At 42.1% G+C, this 17,010-nt stretch carries 13 protein-coding genes; 8 read left to right on the top strand and 5 right to left on the bottom strand.

The features are described 5' to 3' along the window. Nucleotides 1-41: 41 nt before the first annotated feature. The 3 genes from ISP07_RS16520 to ISP07_RS16510 all read right to left on the bottom strand — a co-directional run bounded on the left by ISP07_RS16520 (nt 42) and on the right by ISP07_RS16510 (nt 3,817). Complete coding sequence (locus ISP07_RS16520; protein WP_209328274.1) at nt 42-773, bottom strand: MauE/DoxX family redox-associated membrane protein; 732 nt, start codon at nt 771-773, stop codon at nt 42-44. A 125-nt stretch (nt 774-898) separates the two neighbouring features. Beyond that, nucleotides 899-2,572: a hypothetical protein gene (locus ISP07_RS16515; protein WP_209328273.1), complete on the bottom strand. Its 1,674-nt coding sequence runs from the start codon at nt 2,570-2,572 to the stop codon at nt 899-901. Between the two features lie 204 nt (nt 2,573-2,776). Next, nucleotides 2,777-3,817 carry a helix-turn-helix domain-containing protein gene (locus ISP07_RS16510; protein WP_209328272.1) on the bottom strand — a complete coding sequence of 347 codons (1,041 nt, stop codon included), beginning with the start codon at nt 3,815-3,817 and terminating at the stop codon, nt 2,777-2,779. A 195-nt stretch (nt 3,818-4,012) separates the two neighbouring features. Here ISP07_RS16510 and ISP07_RS16505 point away from each other — a divergent pair, with 195 nt between their 5' ends. Together ISP07_RS16505 and ISP07_RS16500 are read left to right on the top strand one after the other, a co-directional pair. After that, nucleotides 4,013-4,171: a hypothetical protein gene (locus ISP07_RS16505; protein ID WP_166338734.1), complete on the top strand. Its 159-nt coding sequence runs from the start codon at nt 4,013-4,015 to the stop codon at nt 4,169-4,171. Beyond that, nucleotides 4,161-4,754 carry a Fic/DOC family protein gene (locus ISP07_RS16500; protein ID WP_166338735.1) on the top strand — a complete coding sequence of 198 codons (594 nt, stop codon included), beginning with the start codon at nt 4,161-4,163 and terminating at the stop codon, nt 4,752-4,754. The genes ISP07_RS16505 and ISP07_RS16500 overlap by 11 nt, the downstream gene beginning before the upstream one ends. 86 nt (nt 4,755-4,840) lie before the next feature. On the opposite strand, the gene gorA is transcribed toward ISP07_RS16500, so the two are convergent. Beyond that, a complete protein-coding gene (gorA, locus tag ISP07_RS16495) occupies nt 4,841-6,202 on the bottom strand; it encodes a glutathione-disulfide reductase (RefSeq protein ID WP_209328271.1) in 1,362 nt (453 codons plus the stop codon). Nucleotides 6,203-6,353: 151 nt separating this feature from the next. Here gorA and prlC point away from each other — a divergent pair, with 151 nt between their 5' ends. From prlC to ISP07_RS16470, 5 genes are all read left to right on the top strand, one after another. After that, nucleotides 6,354-8,405, top strand: coding sequence for an oligopeptidase A (gene prlC, locus ISP07_RS16490; protein WP_209328270.1), 2,052 nt, complete (start codon nt 6,354-6,356; stop codon nt 8,403-8,405). Nucleotides 8,406-8,512: 107 nt separating this feature from the next. Continuing rightward, nucleotides 8,513-9,691, top strand: coding sequence for a response regulator (locus ISP07_RS16485; RefSeq protein WP_054552774.1), 1,179 nt, complete (start codon nt 8,513-8,515; stop codon nt 9,689-9,691). Nucleotides 9,692-9,734: 43 nt separating this feature from the next. Further along, nucleotides 9,735-10,490, top strand: a complete 756-nt coding sequence (locus tag ISP07_RS16480; RefSeq protein WP_209328269.1) for a class I SAM-dependent methyltransferase — start codon at nt 9,735-9,737, stop codon at nt 10,488-10,490. 117 nt (nt 10,491-10,607) lie between these two features. Beyond that, nucleotides 10,608-12,533 (top strand): methyl-accepting chemotaxis protein, encoded by a 1,926-nt coding sequence (locus ISP07_RS16475; RefSeq protein WP_209328268.1) that lies wholly within the window; start codon nt 10,608-10,610, stop codon nt 12,531-12,533. A gap of 107 nt (nt 12,534-12,640) precedes the next feature. Continuing rightward, nucleotides 12,641-13,114 carry a peroxiredoxin gene (locus ISP07_RS16470; protein WP_194442028.1) on the top strand — a complete coding sequence of 158 codons (474 nt, stop codon included), beginning with the start codon at nt 12,641-12,643 and terminating at the stop codon, nt 13,112-13,114. Between the two features lie 84 nt (nt 13,115-13,198). Here the strand turns inward: ISP07_RS16470 and ISP07_RS16465 are convergent, their stop codons facing one another. Then, entirely contained in the window at nt 13,199-15,331 is a 2,133-nt protein-coding gene (locus tag ISP07_RS16465) for a S8 family peptidase (protein ID WP_209328267.1), read from the bottom strand. Nucleotides 15,332-15,654: 323 nt separating this feature from the next. Here ISP07_RS16465 and ISP07_RS16460 point away from each other — a divergent pair, with 323 nt between their 5' ends. Then, on the top strand, nt 15,655-16,839 hold the full coding sequence (locus ISP07_RS16460) for an NAD(P)/FAD-dependent oxidoreductase (RefSeq protein ID WP_209328266.1): 1,185 nt from the start codon (nt 15,655-15,657) through the stop codon (nt 16,837-16,839). Nucleotides 16,840-17,010 lie beyond the last annotated feature (171 nt).

Genomic DNA, 17,010 nt, shown 5'->3' with positions numbered 1-17,010 from the left:
TAGTTATAGTGAACGCGAGGGTAATCCCTCGCGTTTTTGTATTAGCTCAATAGCATCCATATACCTGCGGCAATCATAAATAAGTTTTCACTCAGTGATATAAAGCCGAGCGGCACATTACTGTCGCCACCAACACAGGCGCATTTCAGCTCTCGTTTATCGATATACACAGCCTTAATAACTGATACCGCACCTATACCACCAATAAATAATGAAAATGGTGCAACAGCTAAGGCGGGTAATTTAGCCACCATACCTATCGCTACATACGCCTCGATAAATGGATAAACATAGGCGTAGGGCACGACACGCATGGCTAGTAAGTCATAGGTAATAAATGAGTTAGAAAAGCTGAATAAGTCTTGCAGCTTTTGTATCGCTAATACCGCCATTGATAATGCCACGAACAGCATCAGATTTTGCATAGAAAATAAAGCTTCACCACTGGCATAAGTGAAACCGCAGCTTAGTAGCATAGCTACTGCGAAAATGGCTAAAACAGGGATATAACTGGTACCTTGTTGGCCAGCCTCGGCCAGATTAAAAAAGTCGCGTAAATCATCGTAACCACCAATGCGTTTATCATTGATAAAGGTTTGTGGTGTGGTTTTTACATCATGCTGCTGTTTGAATTCGTCAGTTTGCTCACGGCTGGTTAAGTGACGATCATCAACATCGTAACCATGACGCTCTAGTAAATCTTTTGATTTTAAACCGAATGGGCAAATATGCTCATCGGTCACCATGCGATATAAAATTGCAGACTTAGACACAGTGCCTCCTTGTAAAAATGCCTTGTTTACTGCGTAATAACTATTTAATTACACAGTAAACAAGAGCAAACTCTTGCTATAACTGGTTACTTTATTAACAGTTACAAGGTTTGTGCCAGCACTGGTTATTGCTTAGTTATAGTTAAAACAGCATCCATTACCGGATCGATACCTGCAAAGTAGTCTTTTGCAGAAAGTGTAATTGGCATATCGGGCGCTAACCAGATTCGATGATCTTCCGCTCGGCTTTGCTGGTGGAATTGGCTCGAAATAAGGCCTGTTTGTTTACTGTATGGCAGGTTAAACCAGCCAGCTTCACCTGCCACATTTGGGCGGGTGCCTGATGGCTCACCTACAAAAATAGCAGGCACTATATTGGCAATCTTAACAGCTACATCATGACCTGCCGAAAACGTATTGCGGCCAATTAATATAAATAACTTTCCTTGTGGCTTTAATACTTTAAAAAATGCGGCCGTTGCCACCAAAGGCGGGGTGAGCGAGCCATTACCACCACTGTTATGGCGAAGGTCTAGCACCATATGTTCAATGTCATCGTGTTTGATCTGTTCTTGTAGCTGCATGGCAAATTCAACAAGAGTGAGATCTTTGCTATTACGCACATCATTGAATTGCACATACAGTAATTTATTCGCTTTTATTTGTTCGCTCCAAAACGGCGTATTGTTTTTTGCTAAGTATCTAAGCGTAGGGTGTTCAGCAAGTTTTGGTAACTTAGGAAAGCCTGCAAATTGCATTGATTTGAGCGCTGGTGTAATAGTGGTGATAGCGCCTTTTGGTGAGCTGAGCGTAAGTGTTACCTCGCTCCCTTTGCTAATGCCAAGCCCGTTTAGCACATTAAGCAAACTTAAATAATAGGGACCCAGCCAAAGGGTTTGCATTTCATTATCGCGAGCATTAACACGTTTAGTTAACTCAAGAGCTTGCTGGGCTGGTGTATCGGCAAATGCCTCAACTTTATAGCCAACATATTGCTGGTAATCGCTACTTGCTTTGCTGATGTATAAACCGTCACTAAATTGATAAAACTGAAATGGTAGTTGCTGAAAGTTGCCTGTTTCACCCCATGCTGGGATCAATAGATTATGACCATTGCCAAGTAATGCAATTAGCTCCATAAACTGAAAAACAATTTGCTGATCAGTCAGATCAGGAATCAATTTATCAATCTTAGCTACTTTTTCTGCAAACTGTTGTGAGCTCATGTTTTGATACATTGCCACGTGTAAACGTTTAATTTCTGAGACTAAAAACGCTAAATCGGCGCGCCATTTTTGATCTCGATTGAGTTCAGTATCCAAATTATTACCCGCAAGTGATTTATAACTGGCCGATTGCGCAAAGCGTTCAAAGTGAGGGTTAATACCAGATTTAAATAAGCTGGTGCCAGCAAGTGTTGGGCGGTCATCCCACCTTGCTGCCAGTGCTTTTTTAAGCCAATACTCAGCTTGCTGTTGGTTTTTAAGCTCTGCGTATGCCTCTGCAATTTTCACCATTAAATCGTTCGGGTTACTGGCCCCATTAGGAATGCCTTTTAAGCTAGTCCCAATTGCAAGTGCGCGTTGCAAAGCATTGCTGGCATTTTGATAATCGGCCAATTGAAAGTAACTAAGGCCAAGTAAATACCAAGTATCGCCATCATTTTGATATTCATTAATGAGCATTTTTGTGAGTTTATTCACCTGAGCCCAGTTTTGTTGTTTAGCAAATTCTATTGCTGCTGTTTTCGATTGAAAGTAAGCGATTGGGTCGCTTGCACCAACGCGACTTGGCTGCACTTTTAAAGCTTGATTCGTCACCTCTAAAGAGTGATTCGTTGCTAAAGCAAAACCCGAAAAGTTTATTAATAGGCACAAAGTTAGTAGTAAAAAATAGGACTTGTACATCAGGAGTCTCAAAGTTGTTTTTGTTTAAATTAGCGTTTGAGTTGTAAAAAAGCGTCCTAAAACAGGATTTAGGACGTTCTTTGTCTGTTTTATGAGCTAATTCTTTTGCGTTTGCTTCTTAAATTGACTCGGTGTTAATCCCGTTTCTTTTTTAAACACGGCATTAAAAGTAGATTTAGAATTAAAGCCTGCTTGAAATGCCAGCTCTATCAGGCTGAGTTTTTGAGGTGAGTCTTGCTCTATTTCGCGTTTAACATCATTCACTCTATGCTGGTTGATGTACTCACAAAAGTTGTTCCCCGTTGAGCTGTTAATAGCCCAAGATATTTCTTTACTACCGAGCCCGGTTTGATTTGCTAAGTCGTTTAGTGAGAGCCTAGGTTGTCGATAAAGCGATTCGTTAATAACCAAGTTATCAATGGTTGAGAAAATTTGCTGCGCAAGTTGCTCGTCAGCCGAATTAGTTTGTTCAGCTTCGGGTTCTTCAGGCAATGTGACTGGTTCGAATTGAAAGCTATTTTTGATGGTGTGAAACAACAAAAAGCTAAACATTAGCAGTAACAGTATTTCGTTTAATAAATACCAGTGCATCTTTAAATCGAGCGGCGTGATTGGTTGTACATTCATGCGCAGCAAATCAAATACGACAATAATGGCAAAAATAAATAATGCTTTGATCAGCCACTTTAATTTAAGGCTCTCAGCATCTGATCGCGCATGCATAAGTTGTTTGTGATAGCGCTTTAAAATGCCATAAGCGAAGTAGAAATAACCAAGTTGACTGAGCGAACCAAGTAAAATGATCGCTTGCGTGTAGTGGGTAAAGGTCAAGGAAATAGCCGCAGGAATTAAGTGTACCGCGTAGTGTGATGTTTTAAAGGGCTGTTTACCTGTAATCGACAAGGTAAAAAAGTAAATCATAGGCCCATACAGTAATGTAAATGCAGGGGTAATTAAGTAACTAGAAAACCCTAATCCTTCTAGCAGGTTAAAGGCGCACACACAGCCTTGAAATGCAAACAGCAACACCAAGGAACGACTTTGTTTTTGGCTATTAATTAATAATGCACCAAATAACATTTGAAACAGAAAGATACTCTGTACAAGGTGTACAGGGAATAAAGTGATTGATTGCAAAGTAGTTTACGTTTTTATTCTTTTAGCTGAGTTTAACAACTCCCCCTCACTTTGTAATCATAGGCATTAAAAAGTTTAAATTGGTCAGTATTTTAATTGCCTTTTTCTCTTCTTTTTGGCTGTACTTTCGAATAAGTTGATTAATGGCAATTTATGCTTGAATAAGCTAGAATTATCAGTATTACAGGAGGGTTTATGACTACCAAAACTGCTAAGACTAGCAATCAGCAAAAAACTAAGTTTATGCCCGATATGGATAACTTTAAGGTCAGTTTAAGCTATGAAGGTCTAACGCTGAAAACTAATAGTGAAGGCAAAAGTATTGCTGAATTGAAGCGTAAATATGCGCGATAAATACGGGGTAGCTCAAGATAAATATTGCTACCCTGCCTCTGATGTATTAATTAATTTATTAGATATTCGAGAATCGGATATATTAGATCAAGCTGAAGCTGAGTTTACCGCTGAACGCTATAGAACTTATGACTCCCCCGAACAACCTCTATCTAAGTTTTCACTTGAGCATTTAAAACATCTTCATCACCACTTATTTCAAGACTTATATGTGTGGGCAGGTCAAATTAGGGATGTTGATATCTCCAAGGGTAATACCCGCTTTTGTACTTGGACGCGTATTGAGCCTGAAGCTAACAAATTATTTCGAACCATTCCGGCAATATCGAATTGTCAGAATAATGATGAACTAATTGAAAAAGTGGCAGACTTGTTTTGTGAGCTAAATTTACTTCACCCATTCCGCGAAGGTAACGGTAGAGTGTTACGTTTCTTTTTTGAAGAAATGTTATATAGCATCGGCTATAAGGTTTCGTGGCCTCCAATCTCTCAGAGAGAGTGGATTGATGCGAATATTGCAGGTGTGAATTTAAACCTAGATTTACTTAAACGTATTTTTAGTCAAGCAATTTCTGAGCTTTGATAGTGTACTGAAATCACTACCAAATTTACTCAATAAAAAACCTTGTGGCAGCACCACAAGGTTTTAACATTGACTCGCAACGCGATTTATCTCATCGTTACAAACTCTTCTGAGCCAGTCGGGTGAATAGCCACAACAGCATCAAAGTCTGCTTTGGTTGCGCCCATCTTCATTGCAACGGCAAAGCCTTGGATCATTTCGTCAACGGTAAAGCCAATGCCGTGTAAGCCAACAACTTTTTCGTCTTCGCCTGCACACACTAGCATCATGTTACATGCTTGACGGTGCTGAGTAACCGCTGTGTACATTGCTGCAAAGCTTGATTTATATACTTTAACGTTATCGCTGCCGTATTGATCAATCGCTTGCTGCTCTGTTAAACCAATTGTGCCGATTGGTGGATGGCTGAATACCACAGTAGGTACTAGCTCGTAGTCCATTTTTAAATCATCAGGTAGTTTTTTATTGAATAAGCGCTCTGATAAAATACGACCTGCTTTAACGGCTACTGGCGTAAGTTCGATACCGTTTTCGATGATATCGCCAACTGCGTATACGTTTTCAGCTGTGGTGTTTTGGAATTCGTCTACTTTAACGTAACCAGCTTCAGTTACTTCAACACCTGCCGCAGCAAGATTGATCTTGTCAGTTGTAGGTGTACGGCCAATTGCCCAAATAACTTCATCAACGTTTTGGCTGTGACCATTTTCAAAGTGAATGGTTAAGCTGCCATCGCTTTCTTTAACTACTTCTTTAGGTGTGCACTCAGTGTGAAGAGTTGGGCCTTCTTTTGCCATAATATCGATAAGCGTATCAACAATGTATGGGTCAAAAGTACGTAGTGGTTTGTTTTTACGAACAAACAGGTGTGTTTCTGTACCAAGGCTATGAAGTACGCCTGCGATTTCAACGGCAATGTAGCCTGCACCAACCACAGCAACACGCTTAGGCTGTGCGTCTAGCTCAAAGAAGCCATTTGAATCAATACCAAGCTCAGCGCCTGGAATGTTAGGAATAGTAGGGCGACCACCAACAGCAACAAGGATATGGTCAGCAGTGTATAGCTCACCGTTTACTTCAACTGTTTTGTTATCAACAAACTTAGCAAAGCCATTGATTACAGTTACACCATTGCTAGATAAGTACTTGTTGTAACCTTGGTGAATACGGCCAATATACGCTTCGCGGCTTTCAACTAATTTAGCCCAGCTAAAACCTTTTAATTCAACATCAAAGCCGTAGTCAGGTGCATATGCGTTAATTGCTTCAGCAATTTGTGCGCCGTGCCACATTACTTTCTTTGGAACACAACCCACGTTTACACAGGTGCCACCCATGTGTTTTGCTTCAATAAGAGCGACTTTTGCGCCACGCATTGCTGCACGGTTTGCAGAGGCAATACCGCCACTACCACCACCAATTGCAATGTAATCAAAATGCTGAGCCATAGTTTGTCCTCAAAAATAGATAACTTTTTATTAATTAATCGATTTAGTAATAAGTTGATAATAGCATAATAAAGACCAAGGTTAAGCCCCTTGTATTTCATCAATTCGCCCCAACTTCAAAATCATCTTCGCATAAAATTTGAGAACGAAAATGACAATTGCAGAAAATAACCCGCTCATTGGTTTAGAAGGGCTTCCGCCGTTTTCTAAAATTAAACCAGCACACGTAGTGCCAGCATTAAAAGCAGCGATTGCTGAGTGTCGTACCAAAATAGATGAGGTACTGGCAAGCAAATCATACACATGGAATGATTTGGTGCTTCCGCTTGAAGAAGCTGATGACAAGTTATCACGCTTATTTTCACCGGTATCACATATGAATTCTGTCGTTAATAACGACGAGCTACGTGAAGCCTATGAGCAATGTTTGCCGTTGTTATCTGAGTATTCAACCTTTGTTGGTCAGCATCAAGGTTTGTACGATGCTTACAACGCGCTTCACAACAGTGATGAATTTAAAACACTAACGACTGCCCAGCAAAAAACCATTACTAATGCACTGCGCGATTTTGAGCTATCTGGTATTGCCTTAAAGCCTGAGCAACAAAAGCGTTATGGCGAAATCAGTGCGCGTTTATCTGAGCTGGCCTCTAAGTTTGGTAACAATGTAATGGATGCCACGCTTGCTTGGCAAAAGCATATTACAGATGAAAGCGAACTGGCTGGTTTACCAGAGTCTGCGTTAGCACTAGGTGCAGATACAGCTAAAAGCAAAGAGCTAGAAGGCTGGGTATTCACGCTAGATTTTCCATCTTACTTACCAATCATGACTTATGCTGATAACCGCGAGTTACGTGAAGAGTTTTACACTGCGTTTGTGACGCGTGCCTCTGATCAAGGCCCTAACGCTGGTGAATTTGATAACTCAGCTATTATGAGCGAAGAGCTTGCCCTGCGTCATGAACTTGCCGAGTTACTTGGTTTTAACAGCTACGCTGATATGTCATTGGCGACTAAAATGGCAGAAACGCCAGAGCAAGTTTTCTCATTCTTAGAAGATTTAGCTGCTAAGTCTAAGCCACAAGCTGAGCAAGAGCTTGCTGAGCTAACAGCTTACGCAAAAGATAAGCACGGTGTGACGGAACTGGCTGCGTGGGACTACGCTTACTACGGCGAAAAGCTCAAGCAAGAGAAGTACGCGATTTCTGATGAAGTGCTGCGCCCATATTTTCCAGCCAATAAAGTTCTAAGTGGCTTATTCACTACCGTTAATCGTTTATTTGGTATTAGCGTTAAAGAAGTGACAGAGTTTGATACTTACCACCCTGATGTACGTTTCTTCGAAATTTACGATAACAGCAACACGTTACGTGGTCGCTTTTATCTAGATTTATACGCCCGCGATCGCAAGCGTGGCGGTGCTTGGATGGATGACTGCATGGGTCGAAAAGTACGTGCAAACGGCGAATTACAAACCCCAGTTGCGTACTTAGTGTGTAACTTTAATAAAGCAGTGGGTGATAAGCCGGCTTTGTTTACGCATAACGAAGTGACTACATTATTCCATGAGTTTGGTCATGGTATTCACCATATGTTGACACAAGTTGATGCAGCGCCAGTTGCTGGTATTAACGGTGTTGCATGGGACGCGGTTGAGTTACCAAGTCAGTTCCTTGAAAACTGGTGTTACGAAGAAGAAGCGCTGAGCTTTATTTCGGGTCATTACGAAACAGATGAGCCATTACCAAAAGAGTTACTAGATAAACTCCTTGCGGCGAAGAACTTCCAATCAGGTATGCAAATGCTGCGTCAGCTTGAGTTCTCGTTGTTTGATTTTACTATTCACCATACTTACAAATCGGGTGAGCCATGTCATATTCAAGCAACACTTGATGAGGTACGCAGTAAAACGGCTGTTGTTAAAGCGCCAGCGTTTAATCGTTTCCAGCATGGCTTTAGCCATATTTTTGCAGGCGGTTATAGCGCAGGTTATTACTCTTATAAATGGGCTGAAGTACTCTCGGCCGATGCGTTTTCTAAATTTGAAGAAGAAGGCATTTTTAACCCAGCAACGGGCGAAGCTTTCTTAAAGAACATTTTAGAAAAAGGGGGTAGCGAAGAGCCAATGGAGCTATTTAAAAAGTTCCGCGGACGCGAACCACAAGTTGATGCACTACTAAGACATAGTGGTATTTCAGCATAATACACATTACTTAAACTAAAGCGCCGTAAGGCGCTTTTTTATTAATAATTCTTAGCAAATTCAATCTTGCGTACTATTCTTTTTAAAAACAGTTGCAGGAATTAAGTATGTCAAAACTTGTATTAGCCATTGATGATGATAAGTATGTCCATCATGTGATTGAAGAATCACTATCGGGCTTTTGCACGTTGATCCATGCTAAAAATGGTGAAGAAGGATTAAGACAGGCGATAAAGTACAGCCCAGACATTATCTTACTTGATGTTGAAATGCCTGCTAAATCAGGGTACGAGGTGTGTAACGAATTAAAAGCTAACCCGCAAACTAAAGATATTCCTGTGATGTTTTTATCGGGTAAAGCGGACTTACCAGACCGTGTAAAAGGCTATAACGCAGGTGCAGCTGATTACATTGTAAAACCATTCAATGCTGAAGAGCTGATGGCACGAATTCGTGTGTTATATCAGTACCGCCAGCATTCAAAAAAATTAACCAGTGACGTTGAGCGAGCGCAAATAACCGCCGAAATAGCGATGACAGATTCAGGTGATATGGGACGCATCATGCGCTACGTTGGGCAGACTTATCATGCGCATGATATCAAAGCGTTATCTGAGCATATGTTTGAGTTTTTTAACCCGATGGAGCTTGATGTCGTGCTGGCGTTTTGGTATCACGATGTCGGTGTGTTTTGCTGTGCCGAAGGTGGAGTATGCCCTTTAGAGCAGGAGTTACTTGAAAAACATCGTGATGCGAATCGCTTTGTTGATTTTAGCCACCGCACCATTATTAATTACCCTAAAGTGTCAATGTTAGTCAAAAACATGCCACTAGATGATGCCCAACTTTATGGTCGTTATAAAGATTTATTCCCGCACATCCTCGAAGTCACAAACGCAAAAGTTCAAGATATGGAAATTAATGAGCGGGCACTGACTCAGGCACAGCAAATTGGGAATGCCTTTAATGAACTATCTCAACAAATGTATCAAAACAGTGATTCACGCGAACGAGCGGTTGAAAAGCTAGCTGCGCAATTGGATGAGTTAAATAAGTCAGTCGCACAAAGCAATTTGTCGAGTAGTGATGAAGTAACTTTTCATCTACAGCAACTAGAGCAGACTAAGTTATTATTTTCTTCGCTCAATGATGATTTAGCGTTTATAAAATATCAGTTAAAACACATTATTGAAGCGCGTAGTGATCTTCTCGCCAGTTTGCAAAAAATGGCAGAGCCTAGTCACACTGAAGATGTCACTTCACAAACGGATATCGAGCTATTTTAAGGCATGCTATACTGACGCCGATTAATATAGCTCGGAGTTTTGTGTGGTAATTCATTGTCCTTTTAAAGAAATGCGCCCTTATTTAGATGCAATAGAGTTGCGTTTTGGTTTAGCTAAGTGGGCTGAGCAGAATGCGGGCTTTTCGCTTCATTATGACGACCAAGGTCTTAGCTTGAAAAAAAAGGACGAACCTAAGCTAGGTGCAATCCATGTTGATTTTGTAACGGGTGCTGCTGCTCACCGCCGTAAGTTTGGTGGAGGTAAAGGGCAGGCTATAGCAAAGGCTGTAGGGTTAAATAAAGGTGCCACACCAGTGGTTCTTGATGCCACCGCAGGCCTTGGTCGTGATGGCTTTGTACTGGCATCACTAGGCTGTAAAGTTATTTTACATGAGCGTCATCCAGTAGTTGCCGCGCTATTATTTGATGGCCTAGAACGTGCCTATAACGATGCAGAAATTGGCCCCTGGATGAAAGAAAACATGAGCTTAGTGTTTGGCTCTAGTCATTCGTTACTGGCGCAGTGTAGTGATACTCCTGATGTTGTGTACTTAGATCCTATGTTTCCTCATCGTGAAAAATCAGCCCTCGTTAAAAAAGAAATGCGAGTATTCCAAGAGCTTGTGGGCTCAGATAGCGATGCCGATGATCTATTAGAGTTTGCTTATCCGCTTGCTAGTAAGCGAGTGGTTGTGAAGCGCCCTGATTACGCGCCATTTTTAAATGACAAAACCCCGAGTATGCAAATCAAAACCAAAAAGAACCGCTTTGATGTATATGTAAAAGCGGCAATGGTTTAAATCTAATGTTTTTGGATGTATTTGGTTTTTTCGCGTAGTTGTTTATGGTGGTATTTCATCAAATTGTCATAAAAGGTTAATATTCTACGCGCGCAACGTTACTTGGGAATATCGTTTATGCGCGTGTCATCATTTACTCGGCTATTGGCCGTTTTACTTACTCTCGCTAGTATTTTATTAGCAGCCACTCTGTTTTGGGCAAGTCAAACCTTATTCGGTTTAGAGCAACAAGATAACGCTTATAACAAGCTAAAAAACACCATTATTATTGATTTAAAAAGCTACCTTGATGATTATTTAGAACAAGGTGACAGCCAACACTTAAATAAAGCTTCTACGCTGATAAGTGATGTTAAAAAGCAGCATTTAGCTAAGTTGCCTAGTGATCTTGCAAGGCAGCTTAATAGCCAGCTAACAGCACTCGATAAAGACATCAATGGTAAGTACCGCGCTTTAGGTAAGCTGTCGGGTAACGAAATGGCGCTGCTTGATAACTCGTTAAGACAAATGGCAGGCTCTGCCTCTTCGTTAATTGGCTATGCACGTAAAGCACAGCCGCAAACAGCGCTTGCGCTTGAATATTATCAACTTGCTGCTGACTACTACAGCGAAGTGACATCACTTGCTTTATATACTTACAAGTTAGTGATCAACTTTGATCAAGACACTAAAAACAGCCTTAATCAAAGTGTTGAAAACTTAAATGCCCTTGCTACTAAAATCGACAGACTCGAAAACCTAGGTGTAATGAGCGAAGTGGATGAAGACGCTTTATTTTTTGGCGAAGAAGCAGAAGATTTGGCCGGTGACATAAAAGCTGAGTTAAGTAGCTGGCCCAAACGCTTCCCACGTGATTTAGCATCCACTCTTGAGCAAGCAGAGCAGCGTCAAACCGGCATGCAAGCATTGCGCGAGCAAATAGGCGCCTTGTCTACAACGGTGCTCGGTGCAGAGCAAAAGCTAAAAGATGAACAGAGCGACCTTAAGCAGCAAGTGTTTATCGTGTTTTGTGTAGCCATTGGCATGCTGGTGGTTTTAGCAGCGGGTGTGTATTTCGTACAGCGTAACCAAGTGCTTAACCCGCTGCGTCAATTGCGTGATGGCTTTGCTTTCTTAATTGAGAGTAATGAGCTTAAAAACATTGAGAGTAAAAATCCGAAAACTGAAGTCGGTGAAATTGCCCATTACTTTAATCAATTGATTGAGCGCCAGCGTGGTGAAGCAGAAGAACGAGCACAAATGCTTAAGGTTATTAATGACTTTATGCTAGAGATGAGCGAGCACTTACATACGATTGCCCAGCAAACTGATGCTAGCCACTCTCAGGTTGAACAAAACCAAAGTTTACTTACTGATATTCAAGACATTGGTGAACAGGTTAATAACATCAATGGTCAAGTTGCTGATAACGCCAAACAAACCTTTGGTGCGATGGAGCAGAGCCTAGGCTTTGCAGATAGCATGTTAACCGCAAGCTCTCGTACTGAAGAACGCGTTGAGCAAGGCCTAGATAGCTTAAAAGAGCTATTAAAAGGCGTTGATGATGTGGGCCAAGTTATTGAGGTGATCAAAAATATTGCTGAGCAAACAAACTTATTAGCACTGAATGCAGCGATTGAATCGGCGCGTGCAGGTGAGCATGGCCGAGGCTTTGCGGTGGTCGCTGACGAAGTACGAAAACTTGCCAGACAAACGCAGGGTTCACTTGATGATATTAACAATCAGTTAAACCGCTTAAGTGAAAACTCCACCATGGTATCGGAGCAAATTAGTGCACTGGCTAATGATGCCGAGCTACAAACACAAAATGCCCAAGAACTTAAACGTAACTCCGAAGGCGTAGCTGGCAACGCGCAAGATGCAAATAAGGTCGCATTTGATGCTATGGAGCTGGCTAAACAGCAAAACGCCTTACTAGAAAACTTCAGTCAATCAATGCAAAGCATGAAAGGGCAGGTAAGCGAATCAAACTCTCTGGTTAGTGATATTCAGCATCGCCTACAAGAGCAAATGCATACCATTAAAGCCAGCTTAGGTTTATAACCCTTCAAAGGGCGAGCAATGGTTTACGTTGTTTGTCCTTAAAATCATGCTGTATTCAATTTTTTAGGTATATACTCTGTACTCTTATTTTCTTTCAAGGAATTACGATGATCGAACAAGGCCACACTATACCTACAGCAACCCTTAGTGAATTAACTAGCGAAGGCATGCAAACCTTAACAACAGAGGCATTATTTGCAGATAAAAAAGTAGTGTTGTTTGCGGTGCCGGGTGCATTTACACCAACATGCTCTAATGCTCACTTACCTGAGTTTATTACCCTGGCCGATAAAATTACTGCTAAAGGCGTTGATGCAATCTACTGTGTATCGGTGAACGATGCATTTGTAATGAAAGCATGGGGAGAAGCTCATAACGCTGAGCATATTCGTATGTTAGCAGATGGTGATGCAAGTTTTACCAAAGCACTTGGTTTAGATAAAGACACAGCTGGTTTTGGTGGTATACGTTCTAAGCGTTATGCAATGATCGTTGAAAACCAAACTGTAACAGGGCTGTTTGTTGAACAAGACAAAGAGTTTGTAGTAAGCCGCGCTGAAGCTGTGCTAGAAAAGCTTTAATAGCAATTCGTGCTTAAGTTAGTACAAAAAAGCCGGACGTAAGTCCGGCTGAAAGTCCCTGGGGGTGACTTAGGAGATCAACTATTAAGGTTGATATTGCGCATCCAGTGTAACACCCGAGAAAGTACGGTAAGCATTTAAGCTTAAGTGCCAAGTACCTGCTTGTGGATTACTGAACGTACAAGTTTCTGCGTTACCGTTTTTGTAAGGGCGACAGTCATAGCTTGATGATGTTGGTTGGCTACCAAACTTAACGAATAAGTCTGAATCGCCAGTACCGCCTGATGTCGTTACTGTAAAGCTTGCCATACCGGCAGGAACATCAATAGTGTAATGCTTCCATTGGCCTGCACTTGCAGAGATATCTGTTACTGTGCCACCACCTGCTTGTGGTGAACCTGAGCCTGAACCACCGCCAGAAGTTGTTAAATCACCCACAAGGCTAACACCTGAGTATGCAGAGTAACCATTCAGCATTACATGGTAAGTACCTGCTGTTGGGTTATCGATAGAACATACTTCGTTGTTACCGCCTTTATACGGGCGACAATCATAGGTTGATGTTGTTGGTGCGCTACCTGCACGAACGTAAAGGTCAGCATCGCCTGAACCGCCACTCATTGTGAAGGTTACGTTAGTCGCACCTGTTGGCACTTCCATTGTGTAGAAAGTTTGGCTGCTAGCAGAGCCACTTAAACCAGTTAGTGCTTGACCATCTTCTAATACGTTACCCGTTGGTGGTGGTGTTGTACCTGAGGCTGCTGCAACCGCGGCTGCCGCATCAACAATACCTGTACCACAGCTAGTACATGTTGCTGGGAAAGAACGAGTTGTCGATTTTAAGATACTTTCGATTTCATCAGGTGTTGCTGATGGCTTAGCTTGTTTGATTAATGCTGCGACACCCGCAACATGTGGAGCTGCCATCGATGTACCTTGTGAGTAGTGGTATGAATCACTGCTAGGGCTTGAAGAGCCTGAGTTGTGAGTAGATAACACACCTTCAGAGTCATTCGCAAAGCTTTGCGCGCCACCCGGTGCTGCAACGTCAATGTTGCTACCGTAGTTTGAGTAGTATGCACGACCACCGTTACGACCAACAGATGCAACGTTTACAACACCATTACAGTTACCAGGGTTGTAGTTTGCAGAGTTATCGTTATCGTTACCTGCAGCGATTACAATTACAGAACCGTTGTTACGCGCTTGGTTGATAGCGTTTTGTGTTGTAGAGCTACATGAACCGCTACCACCTAAACTCATGTTGATAACATCAGCAGGGTTAGCATTTGTAGGAACGCCAGAAACTGAACCACCCGATGCCCAGATGATGCCGTCAGCGATATCAGAAGTTAAACCACCACATTTACCGAGTACACGCACTGGCACTACTTTTGAGTTGTAAGCAACACCGGCAACACCTTCACCGTTATTAGTGACTGCTGCAACAGTACCCGCAACGTGTGTACCGTGCCAGCTTGAACTTTGTGCACTGTGTGTGTAACCACATTCGTTAGCGCTGATTGCATCACCCGGATCGCGTGCATCGCTATCACGACCACCGCCGTCGTTCGCTACAGACACGTTAGAGATCATGTCATAGCCTTGAAGAATGTTAGCATTTAAATCAATATGAGGGCGGTAACCAGTATCAAGTACCGCTACAACGACACCGCTACCCGTTGCTGTATCCCAAGCAGTAGGAAGGTTAAGACCGCCCGCTTGCTCGTAGTAGTGCCATTGGTCGTCATAACGAGGGTCGTTAGGCGTCGCAAACGGCTTTAACATTTGGTCGATTTCGATGTATTCAACATTACCAGAAGCGACCATTTCTTGCATAAATTCTTGGGTTTCTTCAGCTGATAGTTTTTTATCAGCACGCATTACGTGGTGATTACTCATCGCCATTGCACGAACGTATTGTGCTTTTACTTTACCTTTTTTGCTGCTGAAGTTTTTAATAAAGCCTTTTGCTTTTTTGTTCATCATAGTCGGCGTTTGTTCTGCTGCCGACATGGTCATCATTTCATCACTATTGTTTTTATACTTGATGATAAATTGAGTACCGAAGCCTTCTTGGCCTTGTAATTTAGCTGCAGTTTCCTGCATAGATGGTGACATAAGTTGATCTGGAGTAGCCATAGCTGCTGTTGTTCCAAACAACGCAGTCAAGCTCAGTGCAATTGCGCATTTCTTCAAGTTGTTGTTAGTTGTCATAATGATCCCTAGATTGTTATGTAAATCTCCACGATGTTTTTCGTGAAGGGGGACAAAGGTAAAATATATGTTAATTTAGTTAAAATATCGTTTTATTATGGTTGTCTCTATTTTGGTTATAACTAAATGTATAGACGTCTAAATCAGTCTTTTTGTGGTGTTTTTTGGTTGTTTTCTCATAATAAAGTTATAATTTTATGGTTTTGAGTTTTTGCTTTATTTCGTTTTTTGGTTTTATCTTTTTTGTAAAAACATCTCTGAGTTAACACAGCGACGACAATAACTTGTTATAATCAGCTAAATTTTTTTAGTGAGTATGAGTAATGACCCAAGTAGATGTAATTGTGATTGGTGCCGGCGCCGCAGGTTTGATGTGCGCTGCACAAGCAGGCTACCGTGGTCGCAATGTTACTGTGCTTGATATGGGCAAGAAGCCGGGCCGTAAAATATTAATCAGCGGCGGCGGGCGTTGTAACTTCACCAATGAAAACGCAAGCCCAGACAACTACTTATGTGGCAATCCTCACTTTGTAAAATCGTGTTTAAGCCGTTATACCCAACATGACTTTATAGAGCTGGTGGACCGTCACGGCTTGGCTTATCACCATAAAACGCTGGGTCAGCTATTTTGTGATAACAGCGCACAAGATATCGTTGACATTCTTTTAACTGAGTGTGAGTGGGCAGGTGTTAACATAGCGCTGCGTAACGAAGTACTCAGCGTGACAAAAAACGATGCGGGCTATGAAGTTATTACCGAGCAAGATAGCTATCAATGCGAGTCGTTAGTTGTCGCATCGGGTGGACTAACCATGCCTAAGCTCGGTGCATCACCAATTGGGTATAAAATTGCCGAGCAATTTGGTTTAGCAGTGCTACCAACGATGGCGGCATTAGTGCCATTTACGTTGCACCAGCATGATAAAGATCGCTTTGATGGGTTATCGGGGATCAGCATTCCTTGTCTGGTTACCAGTGAAGATGGCACCCAGTTTAAAGAAAACATCTTGTTTACTCATCGTGGCCTTTCGGGCCCAGCTATTTTACAAATCAGCTCTTTTTGGCGTGCAGGGCAAACTGTGTACATCAACTTGTTACCCGAGCTCGATTTAAAGCTGCAGCTTGAGCTTTGGCGTCAAAGCCAAGGGCAAAAGTCACTAAAAAATACCCTTGCGACAATTTTACCAAAACGCTTTGTTGAAATGCTGCACGACACGAAAGCGATCCCTGATTGCAATGTAAACCAGCTAAGCCATGCGCAAATCGACGCATTACATGACTACATTCACAATTGGCAAATTAAACCAAACGGCACAGAGGGTTATAGAACAGCCGAAGTAACGCTTGGCGGTGTAGACACCGACGAGTTAAGCTCAAAAACCTTCGAAGCGAAAAAGTCACCGGGCCTTTATTTCATCGGCGAAGTCACTGACGTCACCGGCTGGCTAGGCGGCTACAACTTCCAATACGCCTGGAGCTGCGGCTTTGCAGCAGGGCAGTATTGTTGATTTGAGTTGCTAGTTGCGAGTTGCAAGGGGAAAGGTGTTAGTGGTTAGGTCATAGGAGCTAGGCTCTAGGAACTAGGTGCTAGGTTAGCACTTGCTTGTAGATACCATCTCTCACAACCAGCTTCAAGTTGAAGTTTAAGTAACTTGAGGCTGATATTCGGTTTGATTTTT

The organism is Pseudoalteromonas sp. PA2MD11 (assembly GCF_017808125.1).
In the GTDB taxonomy this organism is placed as follows: Bacteria; Pseudomonadota; Gammaproteobacteria; order Enterobacterales; family Alteromonadaceae; genus Pseudoalteromonas; species Pseudoalteromonas simplex.
Note: the sequence above shows the minus strand (reverse complement) of the source record. Positions and strands in the feature narration are given on the sequence as shown.